General features: G+C 71.2%; 18 protein-coding genes and 1 pseudogene. 10 read left to right on the top strand and 9 right to left on the bottom strand.

Going from position 1 to position 17,226, the window contains the following annotated elements:
• Positions 1-30 precede the first annotated feature (30 nt).
• Positions 31-1,776 (bottom strand): sulfatase-like hydrolase/transferase, encoded by a 1,746-nt coding sequence (locus ACIA5C_RS09160; RefSeq protein ID WP_396052795.1) that lies wholly within the window; start codon positions 1,774-1,776, stop codon positions 31-33.
• A 393-nt stretch (positions 1,777-2,169) separates the two neighbouring features.
• On the opposite strand from ACIA5C_RS09160, the gene ACIA5C_RS09155 reads away from it, so the two are divergent.
• On the top strand, positions 2,170-3,222 hold the full coding sequence (locus tag ACIA5C_RS09155) for a glycoside hydrolase family 26 protein (RefSeq protein WP_396052794.1): 1,053 nt from the start codon (positions 2,170-2,172) through the stop codon (positions 3,220-3,222).
• Between the two features lie 42 nt (positions 3,223-3,264).
• Here ACIA5C_RS09155 and ACIA5C_RS09150 read toward each other — a convergent pair whose 3' ends face one another.
• Entirely contained in the window at positions 3,265-3,879 is a 615-nt protein-coding gene (locus ACIA5C_RS09150) for a TetR/AcrR family transcriptional regulator (RefSeq protein ID WP_396052793.1), read from the bottom strand.
• A 21-nt stretch (positions 3,880-3,900) separates the two neighbouring features.
• On the bottom strand, positions 3,901-5,493 hold the full coding sequence (locus tag ACIA5C_RS09145; protein WP_396052792.1) for an MFS transporter: 1,593 nt from the start codon (positions 5,491-5,493) through the stop codon (positions 3,901-3,903).
• A 186-nt stretch (positions 5,494-5,679) separates the two neighbouring features.
• On the opposite strand from ACIA5C_RS09145, the gene ACIA5C_RS09140 reads away from it, so the two are divergent.
• From ACIA5C_RS09140 to ACIA5C_RS09130, 3 genes are all read left to right on the top strand, one after another.
• Positions 5,680-6,819 carry an ROK family transcriptional regulator gene (locus ACIA5C_RS09140; protein ID WP_396052791.1) on the top strand — a complete coding sequence of 380 codons (1,140 nt, stop codon included), beginning with the start codon at positions 5,680-5,682 and terminating at the stop codon, positions 6,817-6,819.
• Positions 6,816-8,015, top strand: a complete 1,200-nt coding sequence (locus tag ACIA5C_RS09135) for a sugar efflux transporter (RefSeq protein WP_396052790.1) — start codon at positions 6,816-6,818, stop codon at positions 8,013-8,015. The genes ACIA5C_RS09140 and ACIA5C_RS09135 overlap by 4 nt, the downstream gene beginning before the upstream one ends.
• Before the next feature lie 221 nt (positions 8,016-8,236).
• Positions 8,237-8,695, top strand: a complete 459-nt coding sequence (locus ACIA5C_RS09130) for a hypothetical protein (RefSeq protein WP_396052789.1) — start codon at positions 8,237-8,239, stop codon at positions 8,693-8,695.
• Between the two features lie 277 nt (positions 8,696-8,972).
• On the opposite strand, the gene ACIA5C_RS09125 is transcribed toward ACIA5C_RS09130, so the two are convergent.
• The gene (locus ACIA5C_RS09125; RefSeq protein WP_396052788.1) at positions 8,973-9,395 is read right to left on the bottom strand and encodes a DUF3052 family protein; all 423 of its coding nucleotides are present in this window, start codon (positions 9,393-9,395) and stop codon (positions 8,973-8,975) included.
• 128 nt (positions 9,396-9,523) lie between these two features.
• Between ACIA5C_RS09125 and ACIA5C_RS09120 the strand changes: the two genes are divergently transcribed.
• Positions 9,524-9,718 carry a hypothetical protein gene (locus ACIA5C_RS09120; protein ID WP_396052787.1) on the top strand — a complete coding sequence of 65 codons (195 nt, stop codon included), beginning with the start codon at positions 9,524-9,526 and terminating at the stop codon, positions 9,716-9,718.
• Between the two features lie 114 nt (positions 9,719-9,832).
• On the opposite strand, the gene ACIA5C_RS09115 is transcribed toward ACIA5C_RS09120, so the two are convergent.
• Positions 9,833-11,059, bottom strand: a complete 1,227-nt coding sequence (locus ACIA5C_RS09115) for a winged helix DNA-binding domain-containing protein (protein ID WP_396052786.1) — start codon at positions 11,057-11,059, stop codon at positions 9,833-9,835.
• Between ACIA5C_RS09115 and ACIA5C_RS09110 the strand changes: the two are divergent.
• The 4 genes and pseudogenes from ACIA5C_RS09110 to ACIA5C_RS09095 all read left to right on the top strand — a co-directional run.
• A pseudogene (locus ACIA5C_RS09110) lies at positions 11,028-11,603 on the top strand (epoxide hydrolase N-terminal domain-containing protein); the annotation flags it as partial. The gene ACIA5C_RS09115 and the pseudogene ACIA5C_RS09110 sit on opposite strands and share 32 nt — an antisense overlap.
• A gap of 130 nt (positions 11,604-11,733) precedes the next feature.
• Positions 11,734-11,967: a hypothetical protein gene (locus tag ACIA5C_RS09105; RefSeq protein WP_396053110.1), complete on the top strand. Its 234-nt coding sequence runs from the start codon at positions 11,734-11,736 to the stop codon at positions 11,965-11,967.
• 34 nt (positions 11,968-12,001) lie between these two features.
• Positions 12,002-12,565 carry an HD domain-containing protein gene (locus ACIA5C_RS09100; RefSeq protein WP_396053097.1) on the top strand — a complete coding sequence of 188 codons (564 nt, stop codon included), beginning with the start codon at positions 12,002-12,004 and terminating at the stop codon, positions 12,563-12,565.
• Positions 12,566-12,620: 55 nt separating this feature from the next.
• Entirely contained in the window at positions 12,621-13,130 is a 510-nt protein-coding gene (locus tag ACIA5C_RS09095) for a DinB family protein (protein ID WP_396052785.1), read from the top strand.
• On the opposite strand, the gene ACIA5C_RS09090 is transcribed toward ACIA5C_RS09095, so the two are convergent.
• A complete protein-coding gene (locus tag ACIA5C_RS09090) occupies positions 13,117-13,962 on the bottom strand; it encodes a helix-turn-helix transcriptional regulator (RefSeq protein WP_396052784.1) in 846 nt (281 codons plus the stop codon). The genes ACIA5C_RS09095 and ACIA5C_RS09090 overlap by 14 nt on opposite strands.
• A 102-nt stretch (positions 13,963-14,064) precedes the next feature.
• Here ACIA5C_RS09090 and ACIA5C_RS09085 point away from each other — a divergent pair, with 102 nt between their 5' ends.
• Positions 14,065-15,063 (top strand): aldo/keto reductase, encoded by a 999-nt coding sequence (locus tag ACIA5C_RS09085; protein ID WP_396052783.1) that lies wholly within the window; start codon positions 14,065-14,067, stop codon positions 15,061-15,063.
• A 70-nt stretch (positions 15,064-15,133) separates the two neighbouring features.
• Here ACIA5C_RS09085 and ACIA5C_RS09080 read toward each other — a convergent pair whose 3' ends face one another.
• The 3 genes from ACIA5C_RS09080 to ACIA5C_RS09070 are packed head-to-tail and all read right to left on the bottom strand — an operon-like array spanning position 15,134 to position 17,201.
• Complete coding sequence (locus ACIA5C_RS09080) at positions 15,134-15,817, bottom strand: maleylpyruvate isomerase N-terminal domain-containing protein (protein ID WP_396052782.1); 684 nt, start codon at positions 15,815-15,817, stop codon at positions 15,134-15,136.
• Positions 15,805-16,260: an NUDIX domain-containing protein gene (locus tag ACIA5C_RS09075; protein WP_396052781.1), complete on the bottom strand. Its 456-nt coding sequence runs from the start codon at positions 16,258-16,260 to the stop codon at positions 15,805-15,807. The genes ACIA5C_RS09080 and ACIA5C_RS09075 overlap by 13 nt, the downstream gene beginning before the upstream one ends.
• On the bottom strand, positions 16,257-17,201 hold the full coding sequence (locus ACIA5C_RS09070; RefSeq protein WP_396052780.1) for a 5'-3' exonuclease H3TH domain-containing protein: 945 nt from the start codon (positions 17,199-17,201) through the stop codon (positions 16,257-16,259). Before ACIA5C_RS09070 ends, ACIA5C_RS09075 begins: the two co-directional genes overlap by 4 nt.
• Positions 17,202-17,226: the final 25 nt, after the last annotated feature.

Below are 17,226 nucleotides of genomic sequence, written 5' to 3'. Positions count from 1 at the left end.
GCGATGGCCGGCGCGGGCTCGGAGCAGGCGTCAGCGGGCCTTCGCGGGCGGGGCCGGCTCGCTGCCGTAGGCGGTGAAGAACTTGTCGCGGAAGTCGGACATCTTCCAGATCGGCGCGTTGGCGGCGGGCTGCAGGCCGTCCGTCCAGTTCCAGCCGGAGATCTTGTCGAGGACCGCCTTGTCGTGCGCGACCACGGTGATCGGGATCTCGTGGTTCGCGTTGTTGCCGCTCACGATCGAGAACGGCTGGTGGTCGCCGAAGAAGACCAGCACCAGGTTGTCGTCGCCGTACTTCTCGACCCAGCTGATCAGGGTCTGCACCGAGTAGGCGATCGACTTGGCGTACTGGGCCTGGGTGTTGGCCGAGCTCTTCCATAGCGCGTGCCGGTCGGTGGCGCCCGCGATCATCGGGTCGTAGATCTTGCCGTCGCCGATCTGGTCCCAGTCGACCATCGAGGGGATCGGGGTCCACGGCTCGTGGCTCGAGGTCATCGTGATCTCGGCCATCAGCGGCTGGTGCGCCTTGCCGTAGACGTCCTTCTGGAACTGCGCCAGCGTGTACTGGTCGGGCATGCGGGACCAGCCGAAACGCGGGCCGGCGTAGCCGAGGTTGCGGGAGTCGTAGACGGTGTCGTAGCCGTAGAACTTCGCCTCCGGCCAGGCGGTGGTGTTGCCGGGCTCCAGGCCGTACGTCGGCCGGCCCGCGTTGTGGAACGCGCTGGTGATCGTCAGGCGGTCGGAGGCGGTGAGCTGCCGGTAGCGCTGCTGGCTGTCGATCCACAGCCCGGACTGGAAGGAGCCGTGGGCGAGCCACGACCCGCCGCCGTAGGTCGACGACGTCAGCCAGCCGCTCTTGGCGTAGTAGCCCTTGGCCGCCAGGGTGCGGGTGCCGTCGGTGAGCACCGGGTCGACGATCGCGCTCATTTTCGGGTTGCTCAGGGCCGAGCGCCCGTAGCTCTCGACGACGCCGATCACGAAGTCGTGCCCGTCCAGGCCGGCGACCAGCTGGTTGGCGGGCACGTTGTGGAAGGGGTCGTTCTCGGTCGCCCGCTCGAACGCCTTCTGGTCGCGGATCGCGGCCGGTATCGACTTGGCGGTCGTCTTGGCCAGGGCGACCGCGCTGTCCGACGCGACCGGGTTGTTCGGGTAGGGCGACACCCCGGTCAGCGCGAGGGCGATCCAGGCCACGCTGAGGACGAGCAGGGCCCGGCGGGCCGGTCCGGCGTAGCGTGCGGTCACGCTTGAAAGGCGTACGACCGCAAGCGTGACCAGGCCGATAACCGCGACCGAGAGCAGGACCGCTCCGATCGCCGCCGCGACAGCGGTGGCCCGGCCGTTCGTCTCGGTGAGGGCGTTGAAACCGTCGCGGAACAGCGGCGGGTCGAGCACCGGGTTGAAGCGGCGGCCGAGCACGGTGAGGAAGCCCGCGTTGAAGATCTTGAGCACCGTGAGGACGGCCAGGCCGAGCCCGAGGAGGGCCGCGATCAGGCGGCGCCGGCGCTGCGGCGCGACGAGCAGCAGTGTCCCGCCGAGGATCGCCTCGATCGGCAGGCGCACGAAGCCGGTCGCGACGTTCGTGCCCTCCTTGGCGTGGGCGACCGAGTCGGGCACCACCAGGGCGAGGTAGACGAGGACCGCGGCGAGCACGGTGAGGGCGATGCCGAGGGCGCGGCGGGCGGGGCCGCGCTGCGCCCCGGCGGTCTGGTTCCCGGTGGGCTGGTCCGGGGCGGGCTCGGCGGGCTGCTGCCCGGAACGGGCCCGGCTGATGATCGACAAGGTGGGTTCCTTCGTCCTTCGGCACGGTGCGCGCGCGACGGCGTTCGGACCTCCGCGCGCCAAGCAGTACGGGCCGCACGGCCGAGCGGTTCATCGGGGCCGCAGGATTTGGGGTGTTTGTACCGGCGTCGAAACAGCACCCCGATAGGTGGCGACCCGGGGAAGGTGTGCGGAAACCCGGGCCGCCACGCAGCAGCTAACCCGCCGCCGGATGAGAAGACGCTGAGTTTCCTCAACCCGGGGAGTGCCCGCCCGATCGCTTCCGGCGGCCCCTGCGCCCGGCCCCGGACGCAACCGGCAGGCACCCGCTCGGGGACCGGCCGCGCACCCGCCGCCCTGGAATCTCTTTCCCATGCCCGGCCGACAACGGCCGGACAACGTGGGGGAGAGACAGTGACCGTACGCAAGCTCATCCTGTCGGTGGCGGCGACGCTGGCCGGGCTCGGTGCCGCCGTGGCGGCTCCGGCGGCTGCGCACGCCGACGCGGTTCCGGCGACCGGCCCGGCGGCGGCGCGCTGCGTCACCGGTGCCAAGCTGGTGCCGTCGTGCGGGGTGCTCTGGGGTGCGGCGGCGGGCGGTTTCACGGGTGCCCCGCGGGACGCCGAGCTCAAGACCTGGGAGAAGAAGAGCGGCCGTACGGCCACGATCTTCCACACCTACCACAAGGGAGACGAGGTCTTCCCGACCGCGGCCGAGGTCGCGATGACCCGCGACGCCGCCCACCCGCGGGTGCTGCTGCTCAACTGGCGCGTCGAATACGGCTCGAACTGGTCGGCCGTGGCGGCGGGCCGGATGGACAAGCGGATCGACGCGTTCGCCGCCCGGGCCAAGGCGTACGGGCAGAAGTTCTTCCTCGTCCTCAACCACGAGCCGGAGGACGACGTCAAGCCGGCCGCGAAGTCCGGGATGACCGCGAAGGACTTCGCCGCCTCCTTCCGCCACGTGATCACCCGCCTGCGCGCCGGGGGCGTCGCCAACGCCGTGTCGGTCGTCGCGTACATGGGCAACGAGCGCTGGATGGCTCAGAGCTGGTGGAAGGACCTGTACCCGGGCGACGACGTCGTCGACTGGGTCGGCCTCGACTCGTACGTCAGCGCCGAGCAGAACTACTACCACCACGGCGTGTTCGCCGACCTGCTCGACCGGCGCGCGCCGGGCGGCGACGGCTTCTACAAGTGGGCGACCACCAGGCACCCGTCGAAGCCCATCATGGTCGCCGAGTGGGGCGCCTACCACCGCATCGGCCGGGTCGTGTCGAAGGCGGCCCAGTTCGACAGCGTGCGGCCCGAGCTGGCCAAGCGCCCGGCCATCAAGGCGATCGTCTACTTCGACACGAAGCGCGACGCCTTCGGCGACCGCGACATCAGCATCGACAGCTCGGGCGCCAGCCTGTCGGCCTTCCGCCGGCTCGCTGCCAACCCGCTGTTCAACGTACGCCTGAAGTAACCGCACCGGCGGGAGCGGGCCCTCGTGGCCCGCTCCCGTTTTTTATGCCTGCATGCCGCGGATCAGCGCGTCGACGAGCGCCTCGGGGAAGCCTTCCTCGGGCACGTTCGGGTTGAAGTTCAGCATGTTCTGCACGACCGACGGTCCGCTGAGCATCAGCATGGTCAGCTCGATGTCGAGGTCGGGCCGCAGCTCGCCGAGGGCGATGCCGCGCCGCAGGACGCTGCGCATCGCCTCCCGGCGGGGCTCGGTGATGGCCTGGTAGACCCGGCGCATCTCGTCGTCGCGGCTGTACTGCGGAAGGAGACAGGCGGTCACCTTGCCGTAGCGCCGGGCCCGGCTGGTCCAGTTGGCCGCGATCAGGGCGATCAGGTCGTCGCGGACCGACTCGCCCTTGAGCTCGGGGAGCGGGCCCTTCATCGTGGCGACCGTGTCGATGAGCAGCGCTTCCTTGTTGGGCCAGCGGCGGTAGATGGTCGCCTTGCCGACGCCGGCCTTCGCCGCGACCGCCTCCATGGACAGCGCGGCCGCGCTCTGGCCGGCCGCCAGCAGCGCGATCGCCGCCTCGATGATGGCTTCGTCGGCCTTTTCGTTGCGGGGCCGGCCAGGAGCCTTGCGGTCCTGGCCGGTCTCGAGGTCGGTGCCACCCGTTCGCATGTCGTTCATGTTACCGGCGCGTCACGCCTCGACCAGTTCCACGCCCTGTTCCTCGGCGAGCGCCTCGGCGCTGGTCGGGGCCGGAGCGGTGGCCGGACGCTTGCCGGGCAGCCAGATCAGCGCGACCAGGGCGCCGAGCAGCGCGATCGCGACCGAGCCGATCGAGGCGTAGTGCATGGCGGTGAGGAACGCGTCGTTGGCGTGCTGGACGAGAGCACCGGCCGCCGGGCCCGCGTGCTCGGCCACGCCGTACGCACCGGAGATGGACTCCTTGGCCGCCGAGGCCGCCGACGCGGGCAGACCGTCGGTCGCGTCGCCCAACCGGCCACGGTAGACCGAGGAGAGCACCGCGCCGAGGGCCGCCACGCCGAGCGCGCCGCCCAGCTGCCGGATCGTGTTGCTGACCGCCGAGCCGACGCCCGCCTTCTCCCGCGGGACCGCCGACATGATGGTCTCGGTGGCCGACGGCATCACGTTGGCCATGCCGACGCCCATGATGCCGAACGCCGCGCCGACGACCCAGATCGGCGTGGTCGCACCGATGAACAGCCAGGCGGCGAGGCCGATCGCGACCAGGAGCAGGCCGACCGAGCTGACCGCCTTGGGGCCGAACCGCTTGACCATGGCGGCGCTGCGCGGTGCGAAGATCATCTGGCCGACCGCGAACGGCACGAACAGCGCGCCGGACGCGAGCGGGCCGTAGCCGCGGACCAGCTGCAGGTAGAAGGCGCCGAAGAACATCGCGCCCATGGCGGCGAAGAAGACCAGCCCGATCATGCCGGTCGAGGCGGCGAACCTGCGGTTCGCGAACAGCCGTACGTCGAGCGACGGGTACTTCAGGCGCAGCTCGAGGAAGACGAACCCGGCGAGCACGACCGCGGCCGCGACCAGGCTGCCCCACGCCTCGGTGCTGCCGAAGCCGTTGTCGCCGCCCTCGATCACACCGTAGGTGAGCAGGGTCAGGCCGACGATCGAGAGCAGCACGCCGAAGATGTCGATGCGGCCGGGGCGCGGGTCGCGCGACTCGGGGACGATGACGCCGACCAGGATCGCGCCGGCGAGCGCGATCGGCACGTTGATCAGGAACACCGAGCCCCACCAGAAGTGCTCGAGCAGCAGGCCGCCGACGATCGGGCCGATCGCGACGCCGAGGCCGACCGCGCCGGCCCAGATGCCGATCGCCCGGCCGCGCTCGCGGGGGTCGAAGACGTTCGCGATGATCGACAGGGTGGCCGGCATGACGGCCGCGGCGCCGAGGCCCATCAGGGCGCGGGCGGCGATCAGCTGGTCGGCGCTCTGGGCGTACGCGGAGACCAGCGAGGCGATGCCGAAGAGCGCGAGCCCGGTGATCAGCGTGATCCGGCGGCCGAGCCGGTCGGCGAGGATGCCGGCGGTGAAGAGCAGGCCGGCGAAGACCAGGGTGTACGAGTTGATCGCCCACTCGAGCTGGCTCTGGGTCGCACCGAGGCCGTGCTGCGGGTCGGAGATCGTGCGCAGGGCCACGTTGAGCACCGTGTTGTCCAGCACGACGACCAGCAGGCTGATGACCAGCACACCCAGGATCAGCCAGCGCCGGGGGTGCCCGGTCTGTGGTGTTGCGATGGTGGCTTCCATGTGGTGCTTCCCCCAATTCGATACGGAACGGTTCCGTATCTGGAGCCAGACTAGGAGCCTCGGTTCGGAAACGGAACCGTCTCGTATCGAATGTGGGTCTCGACACATGATTTCAACTAGTCCGAGCCCGTTAACTCTGTTAAACCGGAGGAGAGACCTGCGAATTAGGGGCGGATTGAGCCAAATATGGAATACCCGGCCGACCTCCGGCCGCCGCACCGGCGTGTGCTGGCCGAGATAGCCATCCGAGACGAGATCAGCCGCAACGACCTCACCGCCCAGCTCGAACTGCCCCGGGCCACCGTCACCAGCCTCGTCCGCGACCTCATCGGACGCGGCCTGGTGATCACGCGGGACGCCGCCGGCACCGGCCGCCGCGGCCGCCCGGCCGAAACCCTCGCGCTGGCCGGGCCGGCCACCGTGGTCGGCGTGCTCAGCCCGTCGGCCGACGGGCTGCGGGTCGCCGTGGTCACGGTCAGCGGGCGCATCCTGGCCTCCGGGACCCACCCGATCAGCCAGGCCGACTTCCGGGTCGACACCGCCACCGGCCTGCTGGCGGCGATCGCGTCGCGGGCCGGCTACACGCTCGGCGAGATGAACCGGGTCGTGCTCAGCATCCCGGCCCCCTACCAGCGGGGCGTCGGCTCGCTCGCCCGGCACGGCAACTCGTACGCGGCGTGGGCGCTCGTCGACCCGGCGGCCGAACTCGCGTCGCTCACCGGCACCCGCGTACTGGTCGAGAACGATGCCAACCTCGGCGCCCTCGGCGAACACCGGTTCGGCGCCGGCCGGGGACGCCAGAGCATGGTCTACGTGATGCTCGGGGAGCACAGCGTCGGCGCCGGGCTGATCGTCAACGGCGGCCTGCACCGCGGCGCCACCGGCTTCGCGGGCGAACTCGCCCACATCCAGATCCGCGACGACGGGCCGCTCTGCTCGTGCGGCGGCCGCGGCTGCCTCATCCACGCCGGCGTGGCCCTGCTGCGCAGCGCCCAGTCGGCGTACGACGAGCCGCTCACCTATCCGCGCATCCTCGCGCTGGCCGACGCCGGGGACCCCGGCCTGCGCCGGCTGCTCGGCGACTTCGGCCGCGCGGTCGGGCGCCCCCTCGCCGACATCACGACCATGCTCAACCCGGAGGCGATCGTGGTGGGCGGCGCCACCGGCGCCGGCGGACGCATCATCGTCGACGGCATCCGCGAGGCGGTCAACCGGTACGCCTCCCCGCCCGCAGGCGTTGCCGTCACCGTCCTGGCCGGTGAGACCGGCGAACACGCCGACCTGCTCGGGGCCGTAGCCCTGGCCCGCAACGAGGCCGATCGATGACCGCTGTCCTCCAGCCGGCGACCGCACTTGGTCGCCCGGCCCGCCGCCTGCTGCCCATGGCGCTGATGTTCCTCGCGGTCGGCACCTCGAGCGCGATGGTCGGCCCGTTCCTCACCCTGTTCCTGACCGACGCGGTGCACGCGGTGCCGCTGCAGGTCACGGCGTTCCTGATCGTGGCGCCGCTCTCGTCGGTGGCCGTCTCGACCGTCCTCGGCCGCCTCTCCGACCGCTACCCGATCCGCCGCTATCTGATCATCGCCACCGCGATCGCCGGCGCGTCGGGCACGCTCGCCACCTCGATGATCAGGAACTACTGGGTCCTGCTGGCCCTCACGGTCACCGCGACGGCGGCGGCCGGGTCGCTGGTTCCGCAGCTTTTCGCGTACGTCCGGACGACCGTCGCCGGAAGCGGCCGGGCCGCCATGACGACGAGCTCCCTGCGCACACTGTTCTCCCTGTCCTGGGTGGCCGGCCCGTTCGTCGCCACGGTCCTGATCGCCGCCGGCGGCTTCCGCCTGTCCTACTCGGTGTCCTCGGCGATGTACCTGACCGCGGCGCTGATCGCCTGGCGCCTCCTCCCGGCGGCACCCCCGGCCCCGGTCACCTCGTCGGCTGCGCCCTCCCCATCACTGTCCGCACCGGACGCACCCCGGCGGGTGATCCGGCTGACGGTGGTGGCATTCGCGCTCCTGCAGTGCGCGAGCGGGCTCGGCGTCCAGGCGATGTCGCTGTTCGTGACCACCGACCTGGGCGGCGGCATCGGCTCGGCCGGCGTCGTCCTGGGCATCTGCGCCGGCCTGGAGATCCCGCTGATGCTGGGCTTCGGCTACCTGTCGACCCGCGTCCCGCTGCGCCGGCTGATCCTGTGCGGGCCGCTGTTCAGCATGGCCTACACGCTGACGGTCGCCGCCTCGCACCATGTCTGGCAGGTCGCGGCCGCCCAGCTGTTCGCGGCGTGCACGGTCGCGGTGGTGCAGGGCCTGGGCGTGAGCTACGTGCAGGAGATGCTGCCGCGGCACCCGGGCCGCGCGTCCACCCTGTTCACCAACGCCTTCCCGGCCGGCCAGATGATGGCGGGCCCGATCCTGGGCGTGTCCCAGCACGTCGGCTACCGCGCGGCCTACCTGACCGCGGCGTGCCTGGCGCTGATCGCCTTCACCGTCCTGAAGCTGGCCCGAGCCCGCGCGGTGCGGTAAAGCGGCCCGGGCACAACCGGTGCTCAGCTGGTGCCGACTGCCTCCCTCGAACAGGCTGACGGTCCGGTCCGGCCGGAAGCCGCTGTCGTCGGGCAACGCGGCGGAGCGCTCACAGCCGGCCAACCTTCCACTCCGGCTGCCGGCGCAAGGCCGACGGCATTGCGGCGACTCCAGCCCGGCGTAGCGCGAAGGCCACTGATGTAGATAGTGCTGTCGGCCACGTGCGATACCTAGCGCTCAAGGAACTGGTCGCCGCCGCCGGGAACCGGCAGATCAACCGGGTGCTGCACATCATGGCCACCGGTTCAGCTGCGCGCCCGACCGAACGTCGCGTTTACTTCGACCGCAAGAAAGCACCTGGGAAGACGTCGATGGAAGCGATGCGGGCGCTGAAACGGCGTCTGTCCGACGTCGTCTACCGGCAGATGGTCAACGACGCCGTCGCCGCGATGGCGACGGGTCCGGGAGGACACCAGGGAACGTCAACGAACTCCAGCGTGACCGGCTCACATCCCCACACCGGCTCTTCGGAGAAGTCACTTCCCGAACCCGCCGACAACAAGCTCCAAGACGCGGGCGCCGAGGTGCACCTGGCACATCCGCCCGGCGTGAAAGGGTTCGCCTGCCGTCGGGTCATGTCTGACCCCGCCGGCCGGCGGCGTGGTCGCCTCCTTGATTGACCTCGTCCGGTCACGGTCGTAACCACCATGCCCCGACAGCGCGGGCGAATGGATGACCGGCCGCCGAGCCCTCGGCCCGCCCTCCGGCATCACCGGAGAACCTGGCGCACACGACCACACCCAAACCAGCAACACCGACCGCGGCTACGCCGCGGCACTTCCTATGCCCACATGTTCGGTGCATCCGCCCTCTACGAGCCCACCGTCATCTCACTCCGGTCGCCGAGGGGTCCGCGTCGGGGTGTCCGTTGGCGTACAGGGAATCGCGCGAGACGCGTCACGTGGCTGGTACGCGGTTTTCGCGGCGGATGACCAGCCGCAGGCCCGACCAGATCTCGTTGATCGCACATACCTTGTTGTCGACCAAGCCGGTCGGCAGCGCGACGTCACGGATTACGTCCTCGGTGACGTCCGTGGGTACCTTCGACGCTCGCTTCGGCCAGGCGACCCAGAAGCCGCCGTCCTGGGCCATGCCGCGCCTGACCTCGTCGAGGCGGCCCTGCAACTCGTGGCGTTCGGTCACGAACAGCACGATCACGTCGGTCGGCACGTCGGCGGCCAGGCCGGGCCGGATGACGACACCGTCGGGCAGGCCGTCGAGTGCGGCGTCGAAGCCGGCCGGCGCTTCGAGGAGCGCGACTTGGTGGCCTGGCTTTATGCCGAGCTTGCGGGGCAGCGGCGTGCCCGAGTACTCAGCCATGTCGGCCCCGTCGCCCCGCATTGTCGGATATTCGTGGATCGTAGCCGTGCGGCCGAGGCTGGCGCGTACGCCGGGCCACCGACCGGACGGTCCCACTCCGTACGACTACAACGGGGATTGTCCGTGAAGTGTCGGGCCGGGCCCGGTGGGCGGGACTGGAAATCCTGATCGAGTTCTTGTCGTTCGGCTTCGACCGTGAGGAGTTCACTGACCCGGCCGGGACGCTGGTCCGGCCGAAAGAGGCGATTGTCGGAGCAGGACCGGAAATCCACGACGACCTCGAGCGTGTCGACTACGGCGAGCCCGGCGGCAATGCCTACTAAATCCCGCGTGTAGCGGTAATGCAAAGGACGTGGAGTGCCTTTTACAAGGTTTGTAATAGCATTCCAAGACTGCACCACCACGTCGACGTTGGCGGAGGCGGGCGGGGTCTCCGCTCACCCGGTCGATGTTGTGCTCGTCGTAGCCGAGTCGTCTTCGTCGGCAAACTGGATGTCTACGGACGACGCGCCTCGCAATGCGGCGATCTGGTCGGCCTCGTCGCTCAGCGCCTTCCGGTCCCGCTGTGGCATCGAGCCGAACGGCTTGATGGTGAGGGCCAGCTTCCGGCCACTCCTGCGTGACCGCCATATGCCGGCGATCTTGCCGTCGGTGAGGATCGTGCCGGGTGCGCCGACCGTCTTCCAAACCTCCCGGTGGTACTTCTTGTCGACGATCGTGTCGCGGTCACGTAGCTGGGTATACGGGTCGGAAGGCGGCAGCAGGCGCACCCCGTTCGGGATCGCGGCCGACTGCAGCGCGTCGAGGTCACCGGCGAGGATCCATGATGTGCCGCCGAAGTCAACGTGCCTCAACTCGTCCTGGATCGGTCTCCACCATGGGCCGATGTCACCGACGCGGACGCCCACCCACGCGGCGAAATCCGCAGGTGTCGAGGGCCCGTAGCAGTGCAGGTAGCGGCGCAGCAGTTCGCCCCGCGCGGCGTCCGGGTCGACGCGCGGGATCGAGTGGCCGAGCCACTCGTCGACCAGGACGAACGGCGCCTTGTTCCCGACACGCGGAGCGAAGCAGACGACCTGCTGCAACGTCAGGATACGGATGCAGAAGTGCACAACGGCTTCACCGATCGCCTGGCCCGCGGCGTAGGGACCGTCCTCTTCCCAGACGTCACGCTGCGCCTTCGGCAAGTCGCGAGCGATCCGCGCGGCGAGTTCCCCGCCCAACTCGTCGATGGCGAGCCGGCGTCCGGCCAGCACCTCGCCCATGTGCTGGCCCGTAAGTTCGACCGCCTCGGCCAGGCTCATACCAAGACGATCCACTGACTGTTGCACCCCGAGGATGAAGTGCCGCATCGCGTCCTCGGTCGGCGGCAGCACGCCGGTGGTGAACACCGGCGTATCCGCGGTGGGACAGAAGAACGGCGCGCCGCGCATGGACCAGGTCTGCAGCAGGCTCTTCTCCTCGGCGACCACGTGGTCCATCCGTTCTGGCCGGACGTCTCGGACTCTGGCGTGCAGGGCCAGCAGCGCCGACCCGGGCGGACTGTTCTGGATACCGCACCGGCCCGCCGCGACGAGCAGCCCGTCCTCGCTCAGCCGCTCTGTGAGGTGGTGGGCCGCCAGCCGGAACGCGATGACGTCTTCCTTCGAAATGCGCCTGGCCATGCGGCCACGCTACCGCAATGCCGTTCGACTGCGGCATGCAGCTGATCAGAGCGCGCCTGGACATTCGCACCGAAAAGCCGAGCGAATAGCGAATACAGAAACGCAAATCGCCATCGGTCCCGAAATCCCATACAGTCGGCCAGGAGCAGGAAAACGTATGACCCCGAGCACCCAAGCAAGCAGAGACCCGGGTCCCGATCGAGAGGAGAAGGCCGGGAGCCGCGAAGGAGGATGGACCATGCCGAGTGCTCCGCTGATCGAAGTGCCGGAAGCCGCGTGGGAGGAACTGCGGGGCCGGGTGCGCGCGACACGGTGGCCGCGCCCCTGGCCGGTGGGCGGCTGGGAGGCCGGGACCGAGCCGGGTGAGCTGCGGCGCCTGTCCGGCTACTGGGCCGACGGGTTCGACTGGCGGGCGCGGGAAGCGGCGATCAACGCGCTTCCGTCCCGTCACGCGGTCCTCGACGGAACAACCGTCCATTACCTTCGCTTCGACGGTGAGACGACGGATGCGGTGCCGATCGTGCTCACCCATGGCTGGCCGAGCACCTTCCTGGAGGAGGCCGAACTGGCCCGGCGGCTCTCCCGCCCCTTCGAGCACTGTGCCGTAGCCACCCTGCTTCACCGCGATCGCGCCCGCCCTGCCCGGCTTCCCGTTCACACCCGAGCAGAGCCGGATGCCCGGCGTCCCGACGCACGAGCTGCGGCACCGGCTGATGACCCGGCTCGGGTTTCCCGCCGACCTCGTCCAACCTCCACGGAGCTGGGTCGCCCGCAACCACCATCTCGTCCACTACAGCCGGATGCCGCGCGGTGGTCATTACGCCGCACGCGAGCAACCCGACCTCCTCGCCGGCGACATCCGGGCGTTCGCCCGGAAGCTTCGAGCGGACTACCCAAGAAGTGTTTGACAGTGGGGGCGCTAGCCTGGACGTCGTGCTCGACATGGCATTGACCGATCCGCCTTTCCGGCCGGTGCCGCCGGCCGCCTCGGCGTTGCTGCGGGAGGCCGGGGCGCCGCCGCGGCTGGGCGCCCACCTGCGGCTGGTGCACGACGTCGCGTTCTCGCTGACCGCCTGGCTCGAGACCGCCTGCCCGGCCGCGCCGTTCGACCGGGACGCGGTGCTGTTCGGGGCGGCCACTCATGACATCGGCAAGGTCCGGCACGTCGAGGAGTTGTCGGAGCCGGGCACGCGACACGAGCCGGCCGGCGAGCAGATGCTGCTGACGGCCGGGGTCGAGCCGCGGCTGGCGCGCTTCGCGGGCACCCACGGTCGCTGGCACTCGGAGCGGGCCGGCCTCGAGGACCACCTGGTCAGCCTGGCCGACAAGGTGTGGAAGGGCAAGCGGCAGGAAGACCTCGAGCAGCTGGTCGTCGAGCGGATCGCGCTGCTCAACGGGCAGGCGCCGTGGGAGGCGTTCCTCGCGCTGGACGACGAGCTCACGACCCTCGCCGCGGGCGCCGACGGCCGGCTCGCGTTCCAGAACGCCTACCGGATCGGCGTCTGAGTCACGCTGCGGGTGGGTACAGGCTCCCCGCGTACGGGAAAGGAGAATGGGCCGCATGAGCCTGCCTTTTCCGTCGCCGACGATCCCGGCCGCCGGCCGTGCCGAGGTTTTCGTCCGCTACCTGGACTATTTCCGCGAGAACCTGATCGACAAGGTGGCCGCGCTGCCCGAGGAGGAGTTGCGGCGCAGCCGGCTGCCGTCCGGGTGGACGCCGCTCGAGCTGGTGAAGCATCTGCGGTTCGTCGAGCTGCGGTGGATCTCGTGGGGTTTCCAGGGGCGCGACGTCGGCGACCCGTGGGGTGACGAGCGCGACGACCGCTGGCACGTGACGGCCGACGAGACCCGTGACAGCCTGGTGGCCGCCCTGCGGGAGCAGGGACGGCACACCTCGGCGGTGGTCGCCGGCAACGACCTGGACGCCGTCGGCAAGCCGGGGCCGCGCTGGGACGGCGCCGAGCCCGCCTCGCTGGAGCGGGTCCTCTTCCACCTGACCCAGGAGTACGCCCGGCACCTGGGCCATCTCGACATCGTCGCCGAACTCGCGGGGGTCGCTATCGGGGAGTAGGCGCGAACTCCTCGGTGCCCAGCACCCGCAGCAGATCGAGCCGCTCCCGCGCCTCGGCGCCGGCCGGGGTCAGGACCAGCAGTTCCTGGCCGAGGTCGGGCGTGACCAGGGTTTCGCAGTCGAACCGGATCGGGCCGACCCGCGGATGCACCAGCGTCTTCTGGTCGGCCCGCCGGACGCCGACCTCGTGGTCCTCCCAGAGCCGCCGGAACTCCGCGCTCCGCTCCCGCAACCGGGCCACCAGGCTTTCGACCACCGGGTCGCCCGCGCGGCGACCGGCCGCCGCCCGCAGGTCGGCGACGAGTTGCCGGGACTGGCGCTGCTGGTCGGTGGCCGGATGGATGGCCCGGGCGGCCTCGTCGGTGAACCACCGGTAGATCAGGTAGCGCCGGTCGCCGGTGAAGCGGCCGAAGTCGCCGTGCAGCAGGAACGACATCCGGTTCTGGGCCAGGATCTCGCCGAGGTCGGACATCACGAGCGCCGGGGTGTTCTCGAGCAGGTCGAGCATCCGCACCAGCCCGGCCCGGGCCTGACGGGCCACCCCGTCGGCCGGCGGCGGGCGGTGCCCGGCGAGGTGGAACAGGTGGTCGCGCTCGTCGTCGGAGAGGCGCAGCGCCCGGGCCAGCGCGCCGAGCATCTGCGTCGACGGCTGGCTGCTGCGGCCCTGCTCGAGGCGTACGACGTAGTCGACCGACATGCCGGCCAGCATCGCCACCTCCTCGCGGCGCAGGCCGGCGGTGCGGCGGCGGGGGCCGTCGGCGAGGCCGACCTGGGCCGGGCGGATCGCCTCACGGCGGCGGCGCAGGAAGTCGGCGAGCTGGTCACGCTGCATGCACCCATGCTGCCCGCCCGCGGGCGGCGCCATCCAGGGAGCCGCGCTCCTACGATGAGCTCTCCGCTCCTCCGATCATCGTCGCGGTTCGAGACTGGGGTCATGCAGAAACGAACCTTGGGAACCACCGGCCCGTCCGTCTCCGCCCTCGGGCTCGGGGCGATGGGCATGTCCGGCGGGGCGTACGGCGCGACCGACCGCGCCGAAGCGATCGCGACCGTGCACGCCGCCCTCGACGCGGGCGTCACGCTGGTCGACACCGGCGACTTCTACGGCATGGGACACAACGAGCTGCTGCTGGCCGAAGCGCTGCGTGGCCGGCCGCGGGACAGCTACCAGCTCAGCGTCAAGTTCGGTCAGCTGCGCGGGCCGGCCTTCTCGGTCGGCGGCCAGGACGGCCGGCCTTCGGCGGTACGGAACTTTCTCGCCTATTCGCTGGTCCGGCTGGGTGTCGACCACGTCGACATCTACCGTCCGGCCCGGCTCGACCCGGACGTGCCGATCGAGGACACGATCGGCGCGATCAAGGAGATGGTGGATGCCGGTTTCGTGCGGCACATCGGCCTGTCCGAGGTCGACGCGGCGACGATCCGGCGGGCCCACGCCGTGCATCCGATCGCCGACCTGCAGATCGAGTACTCGCTGCTCTCCCGGGCCGTCGAGACCGACATCCGGCCCACGCTGGAGGAACTCGGCATCGGGCTGACCGCGTACGGCGTCCTCGGCCGCGGGCTGCTCTCCGGCCACTGGCACCCCGGCCACGAGCCGGCGCCCGGTGACATGCGCGGCATGAGCCCGCGGTTCGCGGCCGGCAACGTCGAGCACAACCTGGCGCTGGTCTCCGACCTGCGCGCGGTGGCCGACGCCAAGGGCTGCACGGTCGCCCAGCTGGCCATCGCCTGGGTCGCGGCCCAGGGCGACGGCATCGTCCCGCTGGTCGGCGCCCGCACCCGGGAACGCCTCGCAGAGGCGCTGCCCGCCCTCGACGTCACGCTCACCCCCGACGATCTCGCCGCGATCGAGAAGGCGGTGCCGCCCGGCTCGGCGCGCGGCGACCGCTATCCGTCGGCATTCATGTCGTCGCTGGGCGCGGGGAACTGACGTCGGCGGTGCCGGCTTGAGCCCACGGTCGGCTGAGCCGGATGCAGTCGCGCGCGGGGCCGGCGGCAGGTCATCCGAGGACCGGCAGGCGGCCGCCGAGGGCCACGCTCTGGGCGGCGTCGGGCGGGACGCGACCGGCGCCCAGCAGCGCGACGGTCCGGTCGTCCCACGACGCCGGCATCGGCGAGCCCGCCAGCGCCTCGATCGTCGCGCGGGTCAGGCGCAGCGACTCGGCGGTCGGGGGCGCGAGGGTCACCTCGCGTCCCAGGTCCAGCTGGTGGATCGCCAGCTCGACCGCCCACGTGGCCAGGAAGTCGCCGGTCGCCAGGATGTGGCCCTGGAAGCGCACGGCGCCCGGGGGCAGCGCCGGCACCGCGGTGCGGATCGCGTCGGTGGTCGGCCGCAGGTGGCGGACCACGCCGGTCGGCCGGCGGTAGGCCGCGCCGAGCAGGCGTACGAACCGTACGTTGTCGAGCCGGTCGGCCTCGTCGTCGTTGGTCGGCGGGGGCGCCGCCCAGTACGAGCCCGCGTCCGTGTCCGGTTCGGACGTGGCCGGGCTGACCAGCCCCAGCAGCATCTCCTGCAGCCCCATGTGTACGTGCACGAGCACGTCGCCGACCGTCCAGCCCCGGCAGTGACTGGCCGCCACCAGCGACGCGTCGTCCAGTTCCGAGACCGTCGCGACGAAGTGGTCCAGCTCGGCCAGGAACGCCGCCGCGCCCGCCGAGTGGCCGACGTGCATCAGATCGCCCACCCGCTCAGGGTGAACGTCGAACCGGACCGGTAGGCCTCGATGCAGTCGGCGCTGTAGGAGGACATCGGAGCGGGCAGCGCCCCGGCCGGGAACCAGTCGATGCCCCCGCACTTCTGCGGCTCGGCGTTGACCGGCGAGCCCTGCGACGACGGGTCGGAGGCGGCCGCGAACACGAGTCCGATGCGGCCGTGATCGATGGCGGCCCGGTGGTGCACGGTCGTGACCAGGCGCAGCGCGGACGGCGGCAGCCGGATGCCCAGCTCTTCCCGCGCCTCGCGGATCATTCCGCTCACCGCGTCCTCGCCGTGCTCCAGCTTGCCGGACGGCAGGTTCCACCGGCCGTCGTGGTAGCCGGTGTTCTGCCGGAGCGCCAGCAGCAGCGACGGGCCGTCGTGCAGCACCAGGAACACGTCGACCGGATGGACCGGGGGAGCGGCCGTCACCCGGCGGCCAGCGCGTCGACCAGGCGGCGGGCCGAACCGGCCAGGTTCCACCGCTCCGCCAGGGCCAGCAGCGCGTCGGGGTCGCGGGGCGCCCGCGGCATGGCCGGGTCGAAGCCGGGCAGTTCGACGTCGAGCGCCACCCGGCACACCGGCAGCGCCTTGGCCAGGTAGTCGCGTGCCGCGTCGAGTTTCGCCCGCACGCCGGGCGCGAAGCCGGCCGCCGGGTCGTCGAGCGCGGTCAGGATCTCTTCGACGCCGCCGTAGCGCGCCACCAGCCGGGCCGCCGTCTTCTCCCCGACGCCGGCCACGCCGGGCAGGCCGTCGCTCGCGTCGCCCCGCATGGCGGCGAAGTCCGCGTACCACCGGGCGGGCACGCCGTACTTCGCCTCGACCAGCGCGTTGTCGGCGTCCTCGAGCTTGGCGACGCCGCGGCCGCAGTAGAGCAGGCGGGTGCCGCGCTCGTCGTCGACCAGCTGGAACAGGTCGCGGTCGCCGGAGACCACCTCGACCGGGCCGGGCTGGGTGGCGGCCAGCGTGCCGAGCACGTCGTCGGCCTCGTAGCCCTTGACGCCGAACGCCGGGATGCCGATCGCGCGCAGCACCTCGAGCAGCAGCGGGACCTGCTTCTCGAGGGCGGGCGGGATCACCTCGACGTCGCCGTGGGCGACCCGGTGCGCCTTGTAGGACGGCACGAGCGCGACCCGCCAGGCCGGCCGCCAGTTGGCGTCGAGCGCGCAGACCACCCGGTCGGGGTGCCGGGTGCGGATCAGCTGGGCGAGCATGTCGAGGAATCCGCGGACGGCGTTGACCGGCTCGCCCGCGGATGTCTGGGCGGCCTTTTCCGGGATGCCGTGGAAGGCCCGGAAGTAGAGGCTGGGCGCGTCGACGGCGAGCAGTGGTTGTCCTGACACGCCGCAAACCTTAGCGGGAGGGTGTGACAATCGTTCCCTAACGAGCGTTAAGCTG

Origin of the sequence: Actinoplanes sp. NPDC051343, from assembly GCF_044455125.1 — a bacterium.
In the GTDB taxonomy this organism is placed as follows: domain Bacteria; phylum Actinomycetota; class Actinomycetes; order Mycobacteriales; family Micromonosporaceae; genus Actinoplanes.
This window is presented reverse-complemented; position numbering and strand designations above follow the sequence as displayed.